The sequence below is a fragment of the Novacetimonas sp. GS1 genome (genome assembly GCF_036686925.1).
Lineage (GTDB): Bacteria > Pseudomonadota > Alphaproteobacteria > Acetobacterales > Acetobacteraceae > Novacetimonas > Novacetimonas hansenii.
Window position 1 is genome coordinate 2,035,751 of sequence record NZ_VSZP01000001.1, and the last position, 18,485, is coordinate 2,054,235.

The window sequence follows — 18,485 nt, forward strand, 5'->3', positions numbered from 1 at the left end:
TCATGATGATGTGGCGCACGTAACTGGGCGAGGTGATGGAAAACAGCAACAGCCATAAATTGAATGAGGCGAGCCAGGCCTTTATGGAGGAAAAGCCCCGCTGCGGACGCCCGCCAGAGATGGAGGAATGCGTGCGGCGGGAGCGTATCCTGGAGGCCGCGTGCAAGGTTCTGCAAAAGCATGGCTATCACGGCGCGTCTATGGATAAGGTTGCTGAATGTTCAGGCATGTCCAAGCGGACCCTGTACAAGATGTTTCCGTCCAAGCTGGAGCTGTTTCAGATCCTGATCAGGGAGCGCCTGTTTGATGTAAAGCCGCAGGTCGCACCGGATGCCATGACAGCGGAAGAGGAACTTTCCACCCTTCTGATCGATCTGGCGTGTACGATCCTGCGCCCTGACCGCATCTCCCTTATCCGCGCAATCATCGCAGAAAGTTCCGAATCAGGGTATGTCCGCGAAATTATGGCAGCCCTTGAGGCCGGGGGCGAGGATAACGCGCTTGAGGCATGGTTGCAGGCTTATTGCAGGCAGCAGGGATATTCCAACACCAATGTCCGGCTCTGGGGCAAGATGCTGTTTGGTATGACCGTTGGGGATTTTTTGCTGCAGGCACTGGGGTGTGCGACACAAGCGCCAACATGCGAAACGATCCGTCATCATACCGGCGTGGCGGTGCAGATCTTTCTTGCGGGTGTGCAGGGCGTAAAGCCGAAGGGCTGAAGGCCCGCCAAGACCTTCAGCCCTTTTTCACATAATAAGGTTTGATCCCTGTGATGTGGGTCCGGGTCATTTGATGACCCGGACCGCCATGAGGCATGCCTTGGGGATCAGGCCATGGGATCAGGCCTTGGCCCTTTCGAACAAGGTCGAGACGACCTGTTGTGCTTCTTGCTGGATTTGCCGCAGATGGTCCGCGCTGATGAAGCTTTCAGCATAAATCTTGTAGACATTTTCCGTTCCCGACGGGCGCACGGCGAACCAGCCGTCCTTTGCCGTGATCTTGATGCCGCCAAACGCGACATCGTTGCCCGGCGCCTTCGTCAGCTTTGCACGGACCGGCTGTCCCCCAAGTTCCGTCAGATAGGCCAGTTGTTCGGCCGTCACCTTCTTGAGCAGTGCCTTTTGTTCGGGATCAGCCGCCACATCAATACGGGCGTAGAAAGGCGTGCCCAGCTTTTCAGTCAACTGCGTATAGATCTGGCTGGGGTCCAGCTTGGTCTTGGCCGTGATTTCCGCCGCCAGCAGGCCCAGGATGATGCCGTCCTTGTCCGTTGACCATGCGCCCGCATCCGTGCGCAGGAATGATGCGCCAGCACTTTCCTCCCCACAAAAGCCCAGAGATCCGGTATTCAGCCCATCAACGAACCATTTGAACCCGACGGGCATTTCCACGAACTTACGTCCCAGCATGCCGGCGACACGTTCGATCATCGCGCTGCTGACCAAGGTGATGCCAACGCCAGCGTCCCTGCTCCATCCCGCACGGTGTTCGAACAGGTAGGCAATGGCGGCGGAAAGATAGTGATTGGGATTCATCAACCCGGCTGTACGGGTGACAATCCCGTGGCGGTCGGCATCGGTATCGTTGGCGAAGGCAACATCGAATTTATCACGCAGGTCGATCAGGCGCGCCATCGCGTAGGGGGATGAGCAATCCATGCGGATCTTGCCATCCCAGTCCGCCGTCATGAAGCTGAAGGTCGGATCGACCTGTTCGCTGACGATCGTTGCATTGATGCCATACCGTTCGATGATCGGTTTCCAGTAATGAACCGCCGCGCCACCCAGCGGGTCGATGCCGATCTTCACGCCCGCATCCCGGATCGCCGCCATGTCAACGACGTTTTCAAGGTCCGCCACATATGGCGTGATATAATCGTATTTATGGACGTGTGGGGACTTTAGTGCCTGCGCATATGCAATCCGGTGTACGCCTTCCATCTTCGTTTCAAGGAAGGCGTTGGCCTTGTCCTGTATCCATGTCGTGACGTCGGTATCCGCAGGGCCACCATTGGGGGGGTTGTATTTGAACCCTCCATCTTCGGGGGGATTGTGGGAGGGCGTAATGACGACACCATCCGCCAGTCCCGATTTGCGGCCATGGTTATAGGTCAGGATGGCGTGGGAAATGACCGGCGTGGGGGTATAGCCCCCGTCCTGGTCAATCATCACCTCCACCTTGTTGGCGGCGAAAACCTCCAACGCGCTGGCCAGTGCCGCTTCGGACAGGGCATGTGTGTCAATGCCAATGAACAGCGGCCCGGTGATCCCCGCCTGCGTCCGGTACAGGCAGATCGCCTGGCTGATGGCCAGGATGTGATGTTCGTTGAAACTGTTGCTGAGGGAGGAACCCCGGTGTCCTGATGTGCCAAAGGACACCCGCTGTGTCGGAATTTTCGGGTCTGGCTTGCCTGCGAAGTAGGCGGTCATCAGGCGGGGAATGTTGACCAGGATGGAATCCGGGGCGGGCTTTCCTGCCAGGGGACTGATCTGATTGGACATTGGTGGCTCCGTGAAAGGATTTGGGGGATATCAGGGGCACCCGCTGGGACAATCACGGGAACATCTCTTTGATTCAGGAACAATCTGTAAAGGATGAAATGTCCCCCCGTCGAGACGGGAAATGGCGATGATCCGGTTTTTTCGTGCGATTACGGCGGGCTGCGCAGGATGTGGGAATTATTATGTAAAAAAGCGATGTCGAAATACAACGCTGTGTCTGTTTTGCAACGATTGGCACACAGACAGGCGGTTTAGCTTAAATATGCATGTTCACATCCACATTTCCATAAAGGTCTTCAGGCATCTTTCTCATACGTTATTCATGCGTGGCAGTAATTGACGCAGATCATCCGGCACCGACGGCCTATTGGATGTTGACATGTCACGCCACGCTGTCCGGGTCGTGCTGTTCCGGCTCATGGGCATGGTGTGGATTACGTTGTGCCTGATGGTAGGAAAAAACAGTCTGGAATAATCATTTGATAAATTTATCGGACATTACATTTCAAAAAAATGTTTATTTGTAATTGTTTTTGTTAAATCCATCGAAAATTATGGCATTTCAATATGCTTGTGGATGGATGTTTTGAAATATTTCATTGGCATATTATTTCATATTATTAATACCGTGAGTCGATGAAGTAACTTACAGGCTCGGTATTATTTTTGCCGTTCTCGGGCTGGATATCACTTAACCGTGATTGTCGCACTGTTATGCCCAGGCTGCGTTGCACAAAAACAGACTATTCCATGGTTTTTTCAAATGGGGACATCCAGCGGATGAGTCTTGCCAATCTGCATCCTGCCAGCCCAGTGGAACTGCTCTCGGTTGCATCGGAAATGTTTCCTTTTGTGAAGACAGGAGGGCTGGGCGATATAGTCGGCACCCTTCCCCGCGCCTTATCGGGGCATGGCATCCGTACGCGCACGTTGCTGCCGGGATATCGTGCAGTACTCGCGGGGCGGGAACATGCGCGTTGCGTCGCACGGTTTGCGGACCTGTTGGGGCATAGGGCTGAGATCTTGGAAAATAGCCTGTATGGGAATGATATTTTCATACTCGATATCCCTGCCCTGTATGATCGCGGGGGGGATCCATATGTTGGTCCCGACGGAAATGACTGGCCTGACAATGACATCCGTTTTGCCGCGCTGTCGCGCGCGGCTGCGTATATCGCACAGGGAATGGTGGAGGGGTATCGCCCCGATCTGGTGCAGGCCCATGATTGGCAGGCGGGATTGACGGCGGCCTATCTGCATTATGACCAGCACGCGGCACCGCCTGTCGTGCAGACGATTCATAACCTGTCGTTCCAGGGATGCTTTCCTGCTTCCACCCTCATGCGGCTGGGCCTGCCTGCGGATGCGCTGCGGATGGAGGGGGTGGAGTATTATGGGCAGGTCGGGTTCCTGAAGGCCGGGATTTACTTTGCCGACTGGATTACGACCGTCTCCCCCACCTATGCGCGCGAAATCCAGACGCCAGAAGGCGGGATGGGGTTGGACGGTCTGCTGCGGGCGCGGACGCAGACCCTGACGGGCATACTGAACGGGATTGATACCGATATCTGGAATCCTGAACATGATCCTGATGTGCATTTCCCCTATCGCCTGCGCGATATTGCAGGGCGGGAAGCGAACAAGCGCGCATTTCAGGCGGAATTCGGCCTGCCACAGGACCCTGATGCATTCCTGTTGGGGAGTGTCAGTCGCCTGACGATGCAAAAAGGTGTCGATCTGCTGCCTGATGTGGTGGCGGATATTTTTCGTGATAATATCCAGCTCGTGGTGGTGGGAAGCGGCAACCTATCGATCCAGCGTGAACTTTCCATGCTGCAACGCCGGTTTCCGCGTCGTTTTGCCTGTCATATCGGGTATAGCGAGGCGCTCGGCCATCGGATGCCTGCGTCGGTGGATGCATTACTCATGCCTTCACGCTTCGAACCGTGTGGCCTGACGCAGATGAGTGCATGCCATTACGGCGGCGTGCCGATTGCTGCGCGTGTGGGGGGGCTTGCGGATACCATTGTCGATGCCAACGCGGCGGCCATCGCGGGGAATGCTGCGACAGGGTTCCTGTTTTCACCAGTGGACGCAGGAACGCTGCTTGGTGCTGTCCGGCGCGCGCATGTGACCTTCCGTGACAGGCAGGCCTGGTCCGCATTGCAGCGTAATGCCGTGGCCTATGACGTGTCATGGACACAAAAGGCCGCGCAATATGCAGATCTTTTTCGCACGGTCGTCGCCCGTGCCCGCTTGAAGGGGGACATCGGGGGGAATGTGGTCCCTCTTCATCACATGGATCACGTGGCCGCCGCCCGGCGCAGGATTGCGCGCCAGCCCCGCCTGCGTGCCCCCCTGCCGCGTTCCGGGCAATAATGGATGCGACAGACCGGGTGGAGCACGCAGCGGGGTTTGGGACATGCGGGGATGGTCGAGCAATGCCCAGATTAGATGACAAGATCCTTTATGCCCTGCCGGATGGAACGGACGCGCTGCTGGAGGGTACATGCGGGGCCCCGTTTTCCATCCTGGGCCGCCATAATGCCGGTGGCGTTGATATCGTGCGTGTCTTTTGCCGCGATGCACGACGTGTACGCCTGCTGATTGGTCGTCCGCAGGGGGGATGGGGCGAACGTGCGATGCGCCGGATTGGGGATACGGGCCTGTATATCGGACACATCCCCGCCGGTATTTCCTATCGCCTTAAGATCACATGGGCCGATGGGGTGGAGGAAACGGAGGATCCCTATTCTTTTCCTCCGCTGCTTAATGAACGCGAACTTGAACTGTTCCGCAATGGCCATGCCGCCGGGTTGGAACGGATCATGGGGGCGCATCCCCTTCAGGTCGATACGGTGGCCGGTGTGCGTTTTGCGGTATGGGCCCCCCATGCGCGGCGTGTTTCGGTCATTGGGGATTTCAATATATGGGACGGCGGACGCCACCCGATGCGGCTGCGTCATGAGGCGGGGATATGGGAAATTTTCATCCCCGGTATCGGGGCCGGTGAACGTTATAAATACGAAATCCTTGACCAGGAGGGGCGGATTGTCCCGCATAAGGCAGACCCGTTTGCACGGGATGCGGAAATACCGCCTGCGACCGCATCGGTCATTGCATCGTCGGCTCCTCCCATCTGGACGGATGCGACGTGGATGTGCGACCGCGCACGCCTGCAGGCCGATGATGCCCCAATAACGATATACGAAGTGCATGCCGCATCATGGCGTCGGCCAAAAGGGGACCCGGCGCTGACCATGTCGTGGGATGCACTTGCATCCGAACTTGTCCCCTATGTCCAGGCGGCCGGGTTTACGCATGTCGGTTTCCTGCCGGTCATGGAACTGCTTTCAGGTGGGGTGTGGGAATGCGCGCCGCTTGGCCTGTTCCGCCCTTCGGCCCGGCATGGCCCGCCAGAGGGGTTCTGCCGGCTTGTCGATGCCTGTCATCGTGCGGGGCTTGGTGTGATCATGGACTGGATACCCGACCGGTTGCCGCCGGACCTGCACGGCATTGCCTGTTTTGACGGCACGGCGCTGTATGAACATCCGCATCCCCACCCGCATGAGCGGTCCGTGCTGGAGGGCCCTCCCCTGTTTTACAACCTTCATCGTGCGGAGGTGCGCGGTTTCCTGATTTCAAGCGCCCTGATGTGGCTGGAACATTGCCATGTCGATGGTCTGCGCGTGGATATGCGTGGCTGTGCGCGGGAACGTCATGACGAACTCATCAGTTTCCTGCGTGAACTGAACGAAGTCATTGCGCAGCGGGTGCCCGGTGCGCTGGTCATTGCATCCGGCGGGTCGACAGGTCCTGATGCCACGGTGCCGGTGTCACGTGGTGGATGGGGTTTTTCGCTGCAATCGTGCACTGCCGTCCCATGCAGGGTGGGTGCCTATCTGGCGCAGGAAGCGCTGTGGCGGGGGCCGCGGCATTTGGACATCATTGCGGCGTCGGCGCAGGCGTTTTCCGGGAAATACATCCTGTGTTCTGCAGATGCGGGTAATGCGGGGGGTGTGCCTTCGCTGTTTTCGCAGTTGCCGGGGGATGCATGGCGCCGGCATGCGGCGTGGCGCATATATCTGTCTTTCCTGTGGGCATGGCCGGGCAGGAAGCTTGTGTTCATGGGACAGGAATTCGCGCAGGAAACCCCTTGGAACCCGGATGGGCAACTGCCGTGGGATGCGGCCTGCCTGCCTTTTGCGGTGGGAACGCAGCGGATGGTGGCGGATATCAATCACCTCTATCGTGCCTGTCCCGCCCTGCATCGTAGAGAGTGCGTCCCTGCCAGCTTTGCCTGGGTCATCGCCGATGACACTGCCAACAATGTCTTTGCATGGATACGCGATGATGGGGAAAGCGCGCCTGTTCTGATTGTATGCAACATGACGCCATCGGTGCGCCACGACTATCATGTCGGTGTGCCCCATGGTGGATACTGGCATGAACTCTTCAATAGCGACGCACGCGAATATGGTGGATCGGGTGTCGGGAATGGCGGCGGCGTCCACAGCCATCCATATGTAATCCATGGATATGCCGAGGCCTGTGTGCTGACGCTGCCGCCGCTTGGGGTGCTGTATCTCTGCATGGCGCGGGTGGCGTCATGACGACGCCCTGGCCAACCACCCTGCATGCGGGCAGGCCCTATCCGCTGGGGGCGACATGGGATGGGCTGGGGGTTAATTTCGCCGTATTTTCCGCACATGCGCAGCGTATCGACCTGTGTATCTTCGATAAGGTGGGACGCAGGGAAGTGGCGCGGATGTGCCTGCCTGAATTCACCGATGAAGTCTGGCATGGCTATCTGCCTGACGCCCGCCCCGGCCTGCTCTATGGGTTTCGTGCCTTTGGTCCTTATGACCCGATGCGCGGACACCGATTCAACCCGCACAAGCTGTTGCTTGATCCCTATGCGCGTGGTTTGCATGGTGCGTTGGTGTGGTCGGATGCATTGTTTGGATATCGTATCGGCGCATCGCGTGGTGATCTGTCGTTCGATCGGCGCGATAGTGGACAGGCAATGCCCAAATGTGTCGTGGGTGGAGAGGCCTGCGCATGGGGTGATGACCACCTGCCGGACGTGCCGTGGGGACAGGTGGTCATTATGGAGGCCCATGTGCGCGGTATGTCCATCCTGCGTGAGGACGTGCCGGTGGCCGAACGTGGCACGTTTCGTGCCCTGTCACATCCGCGCACCCTTGAATATCTGACAAAACTTGGTGTGACCTCGCTTGAGCTCATGCCGGTGCAGGCATTCGCGCGCGACCGGTTCCTGTTGGAACGGGGTCTTACGAATTACTGGGGGTACAGTACGCTGGGATTTTTCGCCCCGCATGCGGCGTACCTGTCCGACGGGTCGCTGCATGAAATGCGGGGCGCCATCCGTCGCCTGCATGCCGCCGGGATCGAGGTTATCCTTGATGTGGTGTACAATCATACCTGCGAGGGAAACGAACTTGGTCCGACGCTGTCGTGGCGTGGGCTGGACAACGCGACTTATTATAGGCTCGTCCCCTCTGACGAACGGCATTTCATCAATGACACCGGATGTGGGAATACGCTGAACCTGTCGCATCCGCGCGTCTTGCAGATGGTCATGGATTCCCTGCGCTACTGGGCGACGGAGTTCCATGTCGACGGGTTTCGCTTTGACCTTGGTACGACGCTGGCGCGTGAATCCTATGGCTTTGATCCCTGGGCGGGCTTTTTCGATGCCCTGCGACAGGACCCGGTGCTTTCACGGCTCAAGCTGATTATGGAACCGTGGGACCCGGGGCCGGGTGGGTACCAGCTTGGCAATTTTCCGCCCGGTTTTTCGGAATGGAATAACCGTTTTCGCGACACGACACGGCGCTTTTGGCGCGGTGATGCATTGCAACGTGGGGACATGGCCGTGCGTCTGTCGGGATCTGGGGACCTGTTCGACCGTCGTGGCCGACGCCCCTACGCTTCCATCAATTTCATCACTGCGCATGACGGTTTCACCCTGATGGACCAGGTCAGCTATTGCGCACGGCATAATGAGGCGAACGGCGAAAATGGGCAAGACGGCCATGCTGATAACCTGAGTGCGAATTGGGGGATGGAGGGGCCGACCACCGATCCCGCCATCATGCATGTCCGTACCCTGGTGCGCCGTGGCATGCTGGCGACGCTGCTGCTGGCGCAGGGTACGCCGATGCTGCTGGCGGGTGATGAAATCGGGCAGACGCAGCAGGGTAATAACAATGCCTATTGTCAGGATAACGCGACAAGCTGGCTGGACTGGTCCCTTCTGGACCATCCGCAGGGGCATGAGATGCGCGCCTATGTCGCAAGGCTGACGGCCCTGCGTCGCGCGCATCCCTCGGTGCGGGGGGATACGTTCTGGCATGCCCGGCACTGCCCTTCCCCCGACATCACGGATATTTCGTGGCATGCCGCTGATGGGACGGCGATGACACCGGAAAAGTGGAACGACCCCAACGATCGTATTCTGGGCCTGCGTCGCGCATGTCGCTGTCCGGGGGATGCGACGGATATTACGTTCCTTGTGCTCAATCCCGGGTTGCAGGAAGCCATCTGTACATTGCCCGAACCCGAAGGTGACTGGCTGTTGCTGCTTGACAGCGCCGATCCGTTTGGGCCGGGCATGGGGATGGCCGTTTCCCGAACCTTCAGGGTCGCGGCATCTTCGGTCCAGTTCATGTCCTTTACGCCGCGTAGCGTTGCGAAAGAGAGGCTATCATGAGCGAACGCCATGCCTATCGTTGCACGATGGGGGCTACGTTGCTGGACCCGTCACGGACACTGTTCCGCCTGTGGGCGCCCACCTGTACCGAGGTTTCCCTCCTGCTGGAGGGGTATCCCGATCTGCCAATGCATGTGGCGGCCGGGGGGTATTTCGAATGTATCGCCCCGGTGGGGGCCGGGGCGCGGTACCGTTATCGTGTTGGTCCTGATCTGATCGTGCCCGATCCCGCATCGCGGGCGCAACCCGACGATGTGCATGGACCCAGTATGGTGGTCGATCCGCGCGCCTTTGAATGGCGCAGTACACAATGGAATGGGCGCAACTGGGAACAGGCTGTCATATACGAAGTTCATGTCGGTATTGCAGGTGGGTTTCGTGCCTTGTGCGATGATCTGCCACGGATTGCGGCGCTGGGCATTACGGCCATCGAACTTATGCCATTGTCGGAGTTTCCGGGCGGCCGGAATTGGGGATATGACGGGGTATTGCCCTATGCGCCGGAGTCCTCCTATGGGACTGTGGATGACCTGAAGATGCTGGTTGATACCGCGCATCGCATCGGGCTGATGGTTTTTCTGGATGTTGTTTATAACCATTTTGGCCCCGACGGGAATTACCTTGCCCAATATGCCGCGCCGATGTTCCATGCCGGATCGCATACCGCATGGGGGGCCGCGATTGATTTTCGCATACCGCAGGTGCGGACATATTTCTTGGATAATGCATTATACTGGCTGATGGAATATCGTTTCGACGGGTTGCGTCTGGATGCGGTGGATGCGATCCCGGAACGGGACTGGCTTGTCGAATTGCTGGTGCATGTGCGCGCATGTGTCGAGCCGGGGCGGCGGGTGCATCTGATGCTCGAAAACCGAAATAATGATGCCGATCTGTTGCGGCGTGGCTTTGATGCGCAGTGGAATGATGACGGCCACAATGTTCTTCATGTCCTGCTGACTGGGGAACATGAAGGGTATTACGGGAATTTTCAGGCCGGAACGGCATGTGAACTGGCCACGGTGTTGCGCGACGGGTTTGTATTCCATGGACAGGTCGAACCCGTAACCGGCCAGCCACGAGGCAGCCCGAGTAGCGACCTGCCAGCCACAAGTTTCATTTTATTCCTGCAAAATCATGACCAGATCGGGAATCGTGCCTTTGGGGAGCGGCTGGACCGCCTGGCGGACCCCCGTGCCCTGCTGGCAGCGTATGCGCTGCTGCTTCTGTCGCCACAGATCCCGATGCTGTTCATGGGGGAAGAATGGGGCAGCACCCGTCCCTTTCTGTTTTTTACCAGCCATAACGCAGCACTTGGCCGGATTGTGCGTGACGGGCGGCGCGCGGAACTGGCGGCATTTTCGCATTTTTCCGATCCCGCCGTGCGCGAAACCATTCCCGATCCCAACGATCCTGCAACGTTCGAGGCCAGTTGCCTGCCAAAATCCGACCGTCAATCGGCGCGCGCGCAGGACCGGATCAACCTGATCACACATCTGCTTGCACTACGGGCGAAGTGGATTGTCCCACGCCTGCGGGATGCGCATGCGCTTGATGCCCGGGCGATCGGGCAGGCCGCGGTCATTGCGCGATGGCGTATGAATGACGGCGCGGTCCTGACAATCATGCTCAATCTTGGTCCCTACGCGCAGGCCGACATGCCGCCCTGCGCCGACAGGCTGGTCTATGCCCATCCCCCTCCCGATAGGGGGAAAGGCACACCCGTGGTGCTGTCGGGCTATGGTGTCATGGTCTTCATGACGGGGGACGGCCATGGATGAGCGTACGCTCTGCGGGCGTGCCCGTGCCCTTGGGCTGAGCCGTCGTTGGCGTGATGCGTCGGGGCGGATGCATCACGTGGGTGATGACAGCCTGCGTCACCTCCTGCGTGTCCTGCAAAAGGAGGAAGCCGCCCTGCATGACGCCCCGCTTCTTCCGTCCCTGGTGGTAACGGAGGTCGATCGTCCCACCCCCCTGCCCCTGGCGGTGCTCCGTGGCACGGGCAGCTTCCGGCTGGAGCTGGAAAATGGTGGCAGTGTCGAAGGTTTTCTCCATCCGCGTGATGAAAAGAGCTGCACATTGCCTGCCGTGACATTGCCCGGCTACCATCGGCTGTATCTGCGTGATGCCATGACGACACTGGCCGTGGCGCCCGCGCGCTGTTGCAGTGTGGCGATGCGGGCGGGACGCCCCGATCCGCGCCTGTGGGGGGTGGCGGCGCAGATCTATGGCCTGCGTATGCCGCGTGACGGTGGGATTGGTAATTTCGGCGCGGTGGAAACACTTGCACGGCAGGCGGCGGCACAGGGGGCGGATGCACTGGCGCTAAGTCCGGTCCATGCGATGTTTGCCGCCACATCGGGACAATACAGCCCCTATTCCCCCTCCAGCCGCCTGTTCCTTAATGTCCTTCTGGCGGACCCGCAATGTATCTTTTGTGCCCATGACATCACCATGGCCATGCATGCGCAAAAGGATACGGTCGATCAGCTGTCGCATCTGCAGGATGCGGTACTGATTGACTGGCCACTGGCAGCACAGGCCCGGCTTCGCCTGTTCCGTTGGCTGTATGATCGTATGATTGCACCGGCCCCCCCTGCCGCCATGACCGAATTTATAACGGCAGGGGGAGAGGCCCTGCGACACCATGCCATATTCGAAGCATTACATGCGCAGGAAACCCGCAAGGGGCCGCATGGGGGCAACTGGCGCATGTGGCCACCCGCCCTGCGTTGTCCCGACAGCGAAGAGGTACGTAACTTCGCACGGCTTCATGCCGCGGATGTTGCGTTCCATGGATTTTTACAGTGGATGGCGGCCACCAGCCTGCGCCGTGCGTGCGAAGGTGCGCGTGGCGCAGGTATGAAGATCGGCCTCATCATGGACATGGCCGTCGGCGTCGATCCGGGTGGCAGCCAGTGCTGGGCGCAGCATGAGCAGTTCCTGACGGGCCTGTCGATCGGTGCCCCCCCCGATATGCTCAGCCCCTCCGGGCAGAACTGGGGCCTGACCAGCTTTTCACCCATAGGCCTGCGGCATCATGGTTATGATGCGTTTATCCAGACATTGCGTGCGGGATTTTCCCATGGCGGGGGGCTGCGGATCGACCATGTCATGGGCTTGCAGCGGCTGTGGATCATTCCCGAAGGAGGAAGCCCGATGGACGGGGCCTATCTCGCCTTTCCCGGGGGGGATCTTATGCGCCTGATCGCGCTGGAATCCATGCGGCATGATGCCGTGGTGGTGGGCGAGGACCTCGGCACGGTCGCCACTTCCTTTCGCCGTGACGCGCGGCGGCATGCCATCATGGGGATGAGCGTGTTGTGGTTCCAGCGCGATGTGGATGGTGCATTCATTCCCCCATGTGAATGGACGGCGGGTTCAGTTGCCATGACCTCCACCCATGACCTGCCCACTGTGGCTGGGTGGTGGCTGGGAACCGACCTTGACTGGCGTGAGCGCCTGCAGCAGGCCGCTCCACGCCAGTGTCAACGCACCACGATACGGACACAGCGCCAGACGGACCGAAAGGCCCTATGGTCCGCCCTGATCGCGGCACGGGGGATGGGACATTTCCCGTTACCACCCGTGACGCCTGAAGGGGCATCGCTGGTGGTGGATGCAGCCGCGCATTTTATCGGGACATCGGCAGCGGAACTGGCGATCCTGCCGCTGGAGGATGCGTTGGGCCTGGTGGAGCAGCCCAACCTGCCCGGCACGGTCGATGGCCACCCCAACTGGCGCCGCCGGTATCCCCCTTCCACACATCCTCTTCTGTCACGTCCGGACGTTTCCCACCGGCTGGCCCTGCTGCGCAAGGGACGCGATGTCATATGAACGAACTGCGCGCAACCGTCAGGGTGCAGTTGCATGCGGGATTTACACTCGATGATGCAGCAGCACAGGTTCCCTATTTTTCAAGGCTGGGGATCAGCCATGTCTATGCCTCGCCCATCCTCATGGCGCGACCAGGATCATCCCATGGGTATGACACACTTGATTACGGTCGGGTAAATCCCGAATTGGGGGGGCGTGATGCGCTGTGCCGCCTTGTTATGCGCCTGCGTGAATATGCGATGGGGCTGATTGTCGATATCGTGCCTAATCACATGGCGGTTGGCGGTACAGGCAACCGATGGTGGGAAGATTTGCTGGCATGGGGCCGGGCCAGTCAGTACGCGCATTATTTCGACGTGGACTGGGACGCCTTCGCCCCATGGCTGCATGGGCGTATCCTCGCCCCCTTTCTGGACCGTCCTTATGGCACGGCGCTGCGTGATGGCGTGCTGCGCCTTGTGTATGAGGCGGAAACGGGGATGTTTTTCATCCATCATAATGACCATCGTTTTCCTGTCTGTCCGCGCCATTATGCTGCCCTGCTGGACAGTGCGGGCGCCCCGCATGCGTTGTGCGATGCCCTTGGGGAACTGGCGCCCCTGCGTGGGGCGTGCATGACGGATGCCCCTGCGCTGTCCCGACTGGCACAATGGGGAAAGACACCGGATGGGCGGGCCGCGATCGCGCGGGTTATGGAACAGCATGATACGGGTACAGCCTGCGGGCGATCGGGCCTGCATGACCTGCTGGTGCGGCAGGCATACCGGCTTGCTTGGTGGCGTACGACGCCTGACCTTATCAACTGGCGGCGATTTTTTGATATTACCGGACTTGCTGCATTGTCTGTCGAACATGATGATGTGTTCGATGCCGTGCATGGCCATATCGTCGCCCTGTATGCGGACGGCCTGATTGATGGGGTGCGGGTGGACCATGTGGATGGCCTGACGCAGCCCCGATCCTATTGCCGGCGCCTTCGGCAGCGGCTGATGGCCGTGCAACACCTGCGGCCTGCCATGGCGCCGCAATCGCTTTCCATTCATGTGGAGAAGATCCTTCATGACCGTGAACACCTGCCCGCATCGTGGCAGGTGGATGGAACGACCGGATATGATTTCATGGATCAGGTGTCCGCCGTGCTGCATGATTCTGCAGGAACCGCGCCCCTTGACGGATTGTGGCGTGACCATGCCATTGAAGACCCGACATTCGCCACCACGCAACGAAAAGCGCGTGTTCAGGTGCTTAATGACGTGTTTGCCGCTGAGCTGTCACGTCTGCGGACGCACCTGGGCCACATTGCGCAATGCAATGTCGATACCCGTGATTACAGTATGGGCCGGATTGGAATGGTCCTTCAGGCCTTGCTGGTGGAATTTCATTCCTATCGCACGTATTTTTCCGATGATGGGTCTGGTGGGCATCAGGCCGACCATATCGTCCTGAGGGGCGCAGCGCGTGAGGCGCGCAGGCACCTGTTGCCTTCATGTCATGAAATGCTCGATTGGATTGTCGACACGCTGGGTCAGGCAGGCCCGCGCGATGGTTCCATTCGCGTGGCGCAGCAGCAGTTTGAACACCTGACGGCGCCTCTTGCTGCAAAGGCCGTGGAAGACACGTCCTTCTACCGATATGGACGTCTGCTGTCGCGTAACGAGGTCGGGTCCGATCCTGGGCGCATTTCCCTGTCCTGCGCGCAGTTTCATAAGGATAACCTGCATCGGTACAAGGCATATCCCGCAACCTTGCTGGCCACTGCGACGCACGACCATAAACGCGGTGAGGATGCGCGCATGCGTCTTGCAGTCCTGAGCGAGGTTGCACCGCACTGGCGTGATCTGGTCAATCGCTGGATCATCGGTAATGCGCATCTGCGTCAGCGGCGCATGATACCCGACCGTGCGGATGAAATGATCCTGTATCAGTCGATGCTTGGCGCCTGGCCACTGGAGCCATGGCCGGATGCAGAGGCGCGGCAGGTGTTTCACGACCGGATCGTCGCATGGCAAGTCAAGGCATTGCGTGAAGCAAAGCGTCATACCAACTGGATCGATCCTGATGCAGAATATGAAAGGGGCTGTCGGGAATTCGTGGGACGGCTGCTTGACCCGCATGTTTCTGGTGCATTCATCGCAGAGATGGATGCAATCGTGGCGCGCATTGCGCCAGCCGCAGCGGTGAATTCCATAACACAGGTCGTGCTGCGCCTGACGCTGCCCGGTGTGCCGGACCTGTATCAGGGAACGGAGTTATGGGATTTTTCACTGGTAGATCCCGACAATCGGCGGCCTGTGGACTTCACATTGCGCCAAACGCTGATGCAGCATGATACGTCCCTGCGCAGGCAGGCCGCGCAATGGCGGACGGGAGGGGTGAAGATGCATCTGATACAGCGTTTGCTGGCGTTTCGTGCACGATATCCCCTTATGTTTTCGAAAGGCACTTATGAACCGGTGAAGGTGTCAGGGCCTGCTGAACAGCATGTCATCGCATTCCTGCGCCGCGAGGGAGGGAATGTGCTGCTTGTGGTTGTGGTGCGTTGCGTCTGGGGGCTTGTCCCCTCCCCGCACGACCTGAGCCTTGATGCCCCGACGCTGGGACAGACCTATCTTTCTCTCCCTGTCTCCGGGAATGGGGAATGGTGCAGTATTCTGCATGAAAACAGGACATATCCGCAGGATGCACGTCTTTCACTGTCATTCCTGCAAGAGGGCATCCCTGTTAAATGCCTTGTTCAGGCGCAGGGCGGTTTTTCGTAAGGTAAGACCCGGAAGATATTGATAATACGCATTAAATAATTTGATATCAGAACAAAAAGCCAGATACAGTAAAGTTTCCGGCCTGTATTTATTTTCTTCAAAAATAAAAGTGTTCGGGCCGGTTCCTGTCCGGTCCTGAAATAAGCTGGATTTCAGCCGACGTTCAAATTATGTTAATTTTATGGCAGACGCCCCAATGCCGGCGCGCCAGATTGGATTTATGTCAAAATATCTTCCGGTAACGTCCACATGACACCTGTTTCCTGATGGATGCGGGGCGGCTTGTGGCGCATCTCTCGACAAGATCAGGACCGTTTTGGTTCAACCCGACATTGATGGGGGGCAGTCGTGCGTCGCGAAACAGAACTTGATGCCGTGCGTGGCATTGCCGCGCTGATTGTCATGTTTTTCCATTTCTGGTTGATTATTCCAGATGAATGGAAATCACATGCGTATATTACGCATATGGCGGGGATATCCATTACCCCCGAAATCCTTTTCCATTTCACCCCCCTGCGCCTTCTGGTATCAGGATCAGGTGCTGTGGGGCTGTTTTTTGTACTGAGTGGATATGTGCTGTCCCTATCTGTGGCACGACAGAGAATGGCGTCCTATGGGCGTTTTGTCATAAGGCGGATATTTCGGATCTACCTGCCTTTTGTCGTCGTCATCCTTTTCAGCGCCTCTCTCCTGCCTCTTGTCAAAACGGCGCCACTGCATGGGGTTAGCCAGTGGTTTGCAAACGGGCCATGGTCCGTTTATCCCACAGAACAGGTGATCATGGGCCATCTCATGATGATCGGCACGGTGCCGTTGGTCAGCCTCGATAGCCCGATCTGGTCCCTTATTATCGAAATGCGGGTATCCCTGATATTTCCAATCCTGTTTATCCTTATGGAAAAATACAGGAGTGAGACACTGACCGGTGTTGTGGCTGCATATTTTTTCTCTAGCATTTTTCTGAACCGCCTGGGGGAAAACCCGCCTACCACTTTCATGCACAGCATTTTGTTTACATTCGAATACCTGCCACTTTTCGTGGTGGGCATTCTTTTTTATCAGTTCAGGGAGCAGATACGGGGGTTTTATGGTTCCACATGGCCAGTTATTCGCAATATTGCCCTGCCACTGGCGGTCCTGTTGCTGGGGACGCCCACCATCGGGCCGGAAAATGCCGTCGGGATCATGAAAAACCTTATATGGATCGTCTGTACGATCGTTGGATCGTGCGCTGTAATCTGCATCGTGCTGCATAATGAAAAAATCTCTCTTTATCTTCAGAAATCACATATGCAGGGCCTGGGTCATATTTCATACAGCCTGTATCTCAGCCATATGGTGGTCTTGCTGGTCATGGCTTATACCTTGCTGCATCATATGTCCCTGTGGGAATGGGGAATGCTTGCACTGCCGACCTGCTGTGTGGTTGCAATGGTCTGCTTCTGGCTGGTGGAATCGCCCTGCATGAAGGCTGGCTACTGGTTGACACGACGCAGGTACCTCAAACCCGGACTTGTGGGATAAAACAGCCAGGTGGGTTGGAAAACCGCCGGATGATACAGGACGGCAGGTTCCGCAACCGCCTTTTGCCAAAAGCAAAAGGCGGTATTTCCATGCGGATTCCCGTGCAAGGCGAATGTAAAATTCATGATATATGAAGGAGCATAAAAACTTTTATCACGAAAAAGACTTTTTACATGCATGACAGGAGCATCGTGCCATGAAAAAAGTCTGCTTCCTTCTCGCGGTATTATTATGTTCGTCTTCTGCCGTGGCGCAGTCATTGACGGAAAAGACGGGACTGAATTCCGTGTTTGGCGTGGCGCCCGCAACTGCGGATTTTCTCAGGGAAGCGGCCATCAGTGACCAGTTCGAAATCCAGTCCAGCCAGCTTGCGCAGGAGGAGCATACGGCGTCGTTGCAGGGCTTTGCATCGCGTATGATCACCGATCATCAGGCAACATCGGGACAATTGCAGGAAATGGTGCAAAATGGCGATCTGCAGATTGACCTTCCCACTGCACTCGACAGTTCGCATCAGGAGATGCTCGACAGGCTCAGGAAACTGCACGGTAATAATTTCGTGGGACGCTATCGCTCTGATCAGATCAGCGCACATGAAAGTGCGATTTCCTTTTTCCAGCGTTATGCAGATAGTGAGGATAACATGAAACTGAAAAGCTGGGCTGTAAAAACATTGCCAATCCTGAAATCCCATCTGGAAATGGCACGCGCCCTGCCGCAATAAAGGGGGAATGGAATATCTGAAAAACGAGCATATGGACCAGTCTGCGCCCGATCAAGACCATCCTGCGGGCTTTTCTTCCCGCGATTATGAACGTCGCATGGCGTTGCTTGTCCGCAGGCTTCCTGCGCGGATACAGGGCCTGATACACAGGTTGCGCCGTCCGTCCGCGCGGTGGGTGCGGGTGCCGGTTGGTATCGTGCTGGTTCCGGCAGGGTTTCTGGCGGTGTTGCCTGTTTTTGGTCTGTGGATGACGCCGCTCGGGCTTGTCCTGCTGGCAGAGGATATTCCGTTTCTACGTCGGGTCATGGCGCGCCTCCTTGCATGGATCGAGCGACGTCATCCGGGCTGGATGGGCCTGCCTGAAGCACGCGGTGCCCCGCCACCGTAAACACTGTTTGTCA

The 18,485-nt window shown here is 57.9% G+C and carries 11 protein-coding genes; 10 read left to right on the forward strand and 1 reads right to left on the reverse strand.

Features of this window, described 5'->3' with window-relative positions; all coding sequences use genetic code 11:
* The first annotated feature begins 83 nt into the window (after positions 1–83).
* Positions 84–722: a TetR/AcrR family transcriptional regulator gene (locus FYB92_RS09260; protein ID WP_048858860.1), complete on the forward strand. Its 639-nt coding sequence runs from the start codon at positions 84–86 to the stop codon at positions 720–722.
* A 120-nt stretch (positions 723–842) separates the two neighbouring features.
* Here FYB92_RS09260 and pgm read toward each other — a convergent pair whose 3' ends face one another.
* Positions 843–2,504 carry a phosphoglucomutase (alpha-D-glucose-1,6-bisphosphate-dependent) gene (gene pgm / locus FYB92_RS09265; protein WP_332828513.1) on the reverse strand — a complete coding sequence of 554 codons (1,662 nt, stop codon included), beginning with the start codon at positions 2,502–2,504 and terminating at the stop codon, positions 843–845.
* A 780-nt stretch (positions 2,505–3,284) separates the two neighbouring features.
* Between pgm and glgA the strand changes: the two genes are divergently transcribed.
* The 9 genes from glgA to FYB92_RS09310 all read left to right on the forward strand — a co-directional run bounded on the left by glgA (position 3,285) and on the right by FYB92_RS09310 (position 18,472).
* Positions 3,285–4,883 carry a glycogen synthase GlgA gene (glgA, locus tag FYB92_RS09270; protein ID WP_040510790.1) on the forward strand — a complete coding sequence of 533 codons (1,599 nt, stop codon included), beginning with the start codon at positions 3,285–3,287 and terminating at the stop codon, positions 4,881–4,883.
* A 62-nt stretch (positions 4,884–4,945) separates the two neighbouring features.
* Complete coding sequence (gene glgB / locus FYB92_RS09275) at positions 4,946–7,117, forward strand: 1,4-alpha-glucan branching enzyme (protein WP_332828514.1); 2,172 nt, start codon at positions 4,946–4,948, stop codon at positions 7,115–7,117.
* Positions 7,114–9,240: a glycogen debranching protein GlgX gene (glgX, locus tag FYB92_RS09280; RefSeq protein ID WP_175575100.1), complete on the forward strand. Its 2,127-nt coding sequence runs from the start codon at positions 7,114–7,116 to the stop codon at positions 9,238–9,240. The genes glgB and glgX overlap by 4 nt, the downstream gene beginning before the upstream one ends.
* Positions 9,237–11,021 (forward strand): malto-oligosyltrehalose trehalohydrolase, encoded by a 1,785-nt coding sequence (gene treZ / locus FYB92_RS09285; RefSeq protein WP_332828515.1) that lies wholly within the window; start codon positions 9,237–9,239, stop codon positions 11,019–11,021. The genes glgX and treZ overlap by 4 nt, the downstream gene beginning before the upstream one ends.
* The gene (malQ, locus tag FYB92_RS09290) at positions 11,014–13,077 is read left to right on the forward strand and encodes a 4-alpha-glucanotransferase (protein WP_332828516.1); all 2,064 of its coding nucleotides are present in this window, start codon (positions 11,014–11,016) and stop codon (positions 13,075–13,077) included. The genes treZ and malQ overlap by 8 nt, the downstream gene beginning before the upstream one ends.
* Positions 13,074–15,836 carry a malto-oligosyltrehalose synthase gene (treY, locus tag FYB92_RS09295; protein WP_332828517.1) on the forward strand — a complete coding sequence of 921 codons (2,763 nt, stop codon included), beginning with the start codon at positions 13,074–13,076 and terminating at the stop codon, positions 15,834–15,836. Before malQ ends, treY begins: the two co-directional genes overlap by 4 nt.
* Positions 15,837–16,184: 348 nt before the next feature.
* Positions 16,185–17,360: an acyltransferase gene (locus FYB92_RS09300; protein WP_332828518.1), complete on the forward strand. Its 1,176-nt coding sequence runs from the start codon at positions 16,185–16,187 to the stop codon at positions 17,358–17,360.
* Positions 17,361–17,556: 196 nt separating this feature from the next.
* A complete protein-coding gene (locus FYB92_RS09305; protein WP_332828519.1) occupies positions 17,557–18,084 on the forward strand; it encodes a DUF4142 domain-containing protein in 528 nt (175 codons plus the stop codon).
* Positions 18,085–18,115: 31 nt separating this feature from the next.
* Positions 18,116–18,472: a hypothetical protein gene (locus FYB92_RS09310; RefSeq protein WP_048858861.1), complete on the forward strand. Its 357-nt coding sequence runs from the start codon at positions 18,116–18,118 to the stop codon at positions 18,470–18,472.
* The last annotated feature ends 13 nt before the right edge of the window (positions 18,473–18,485 follow it).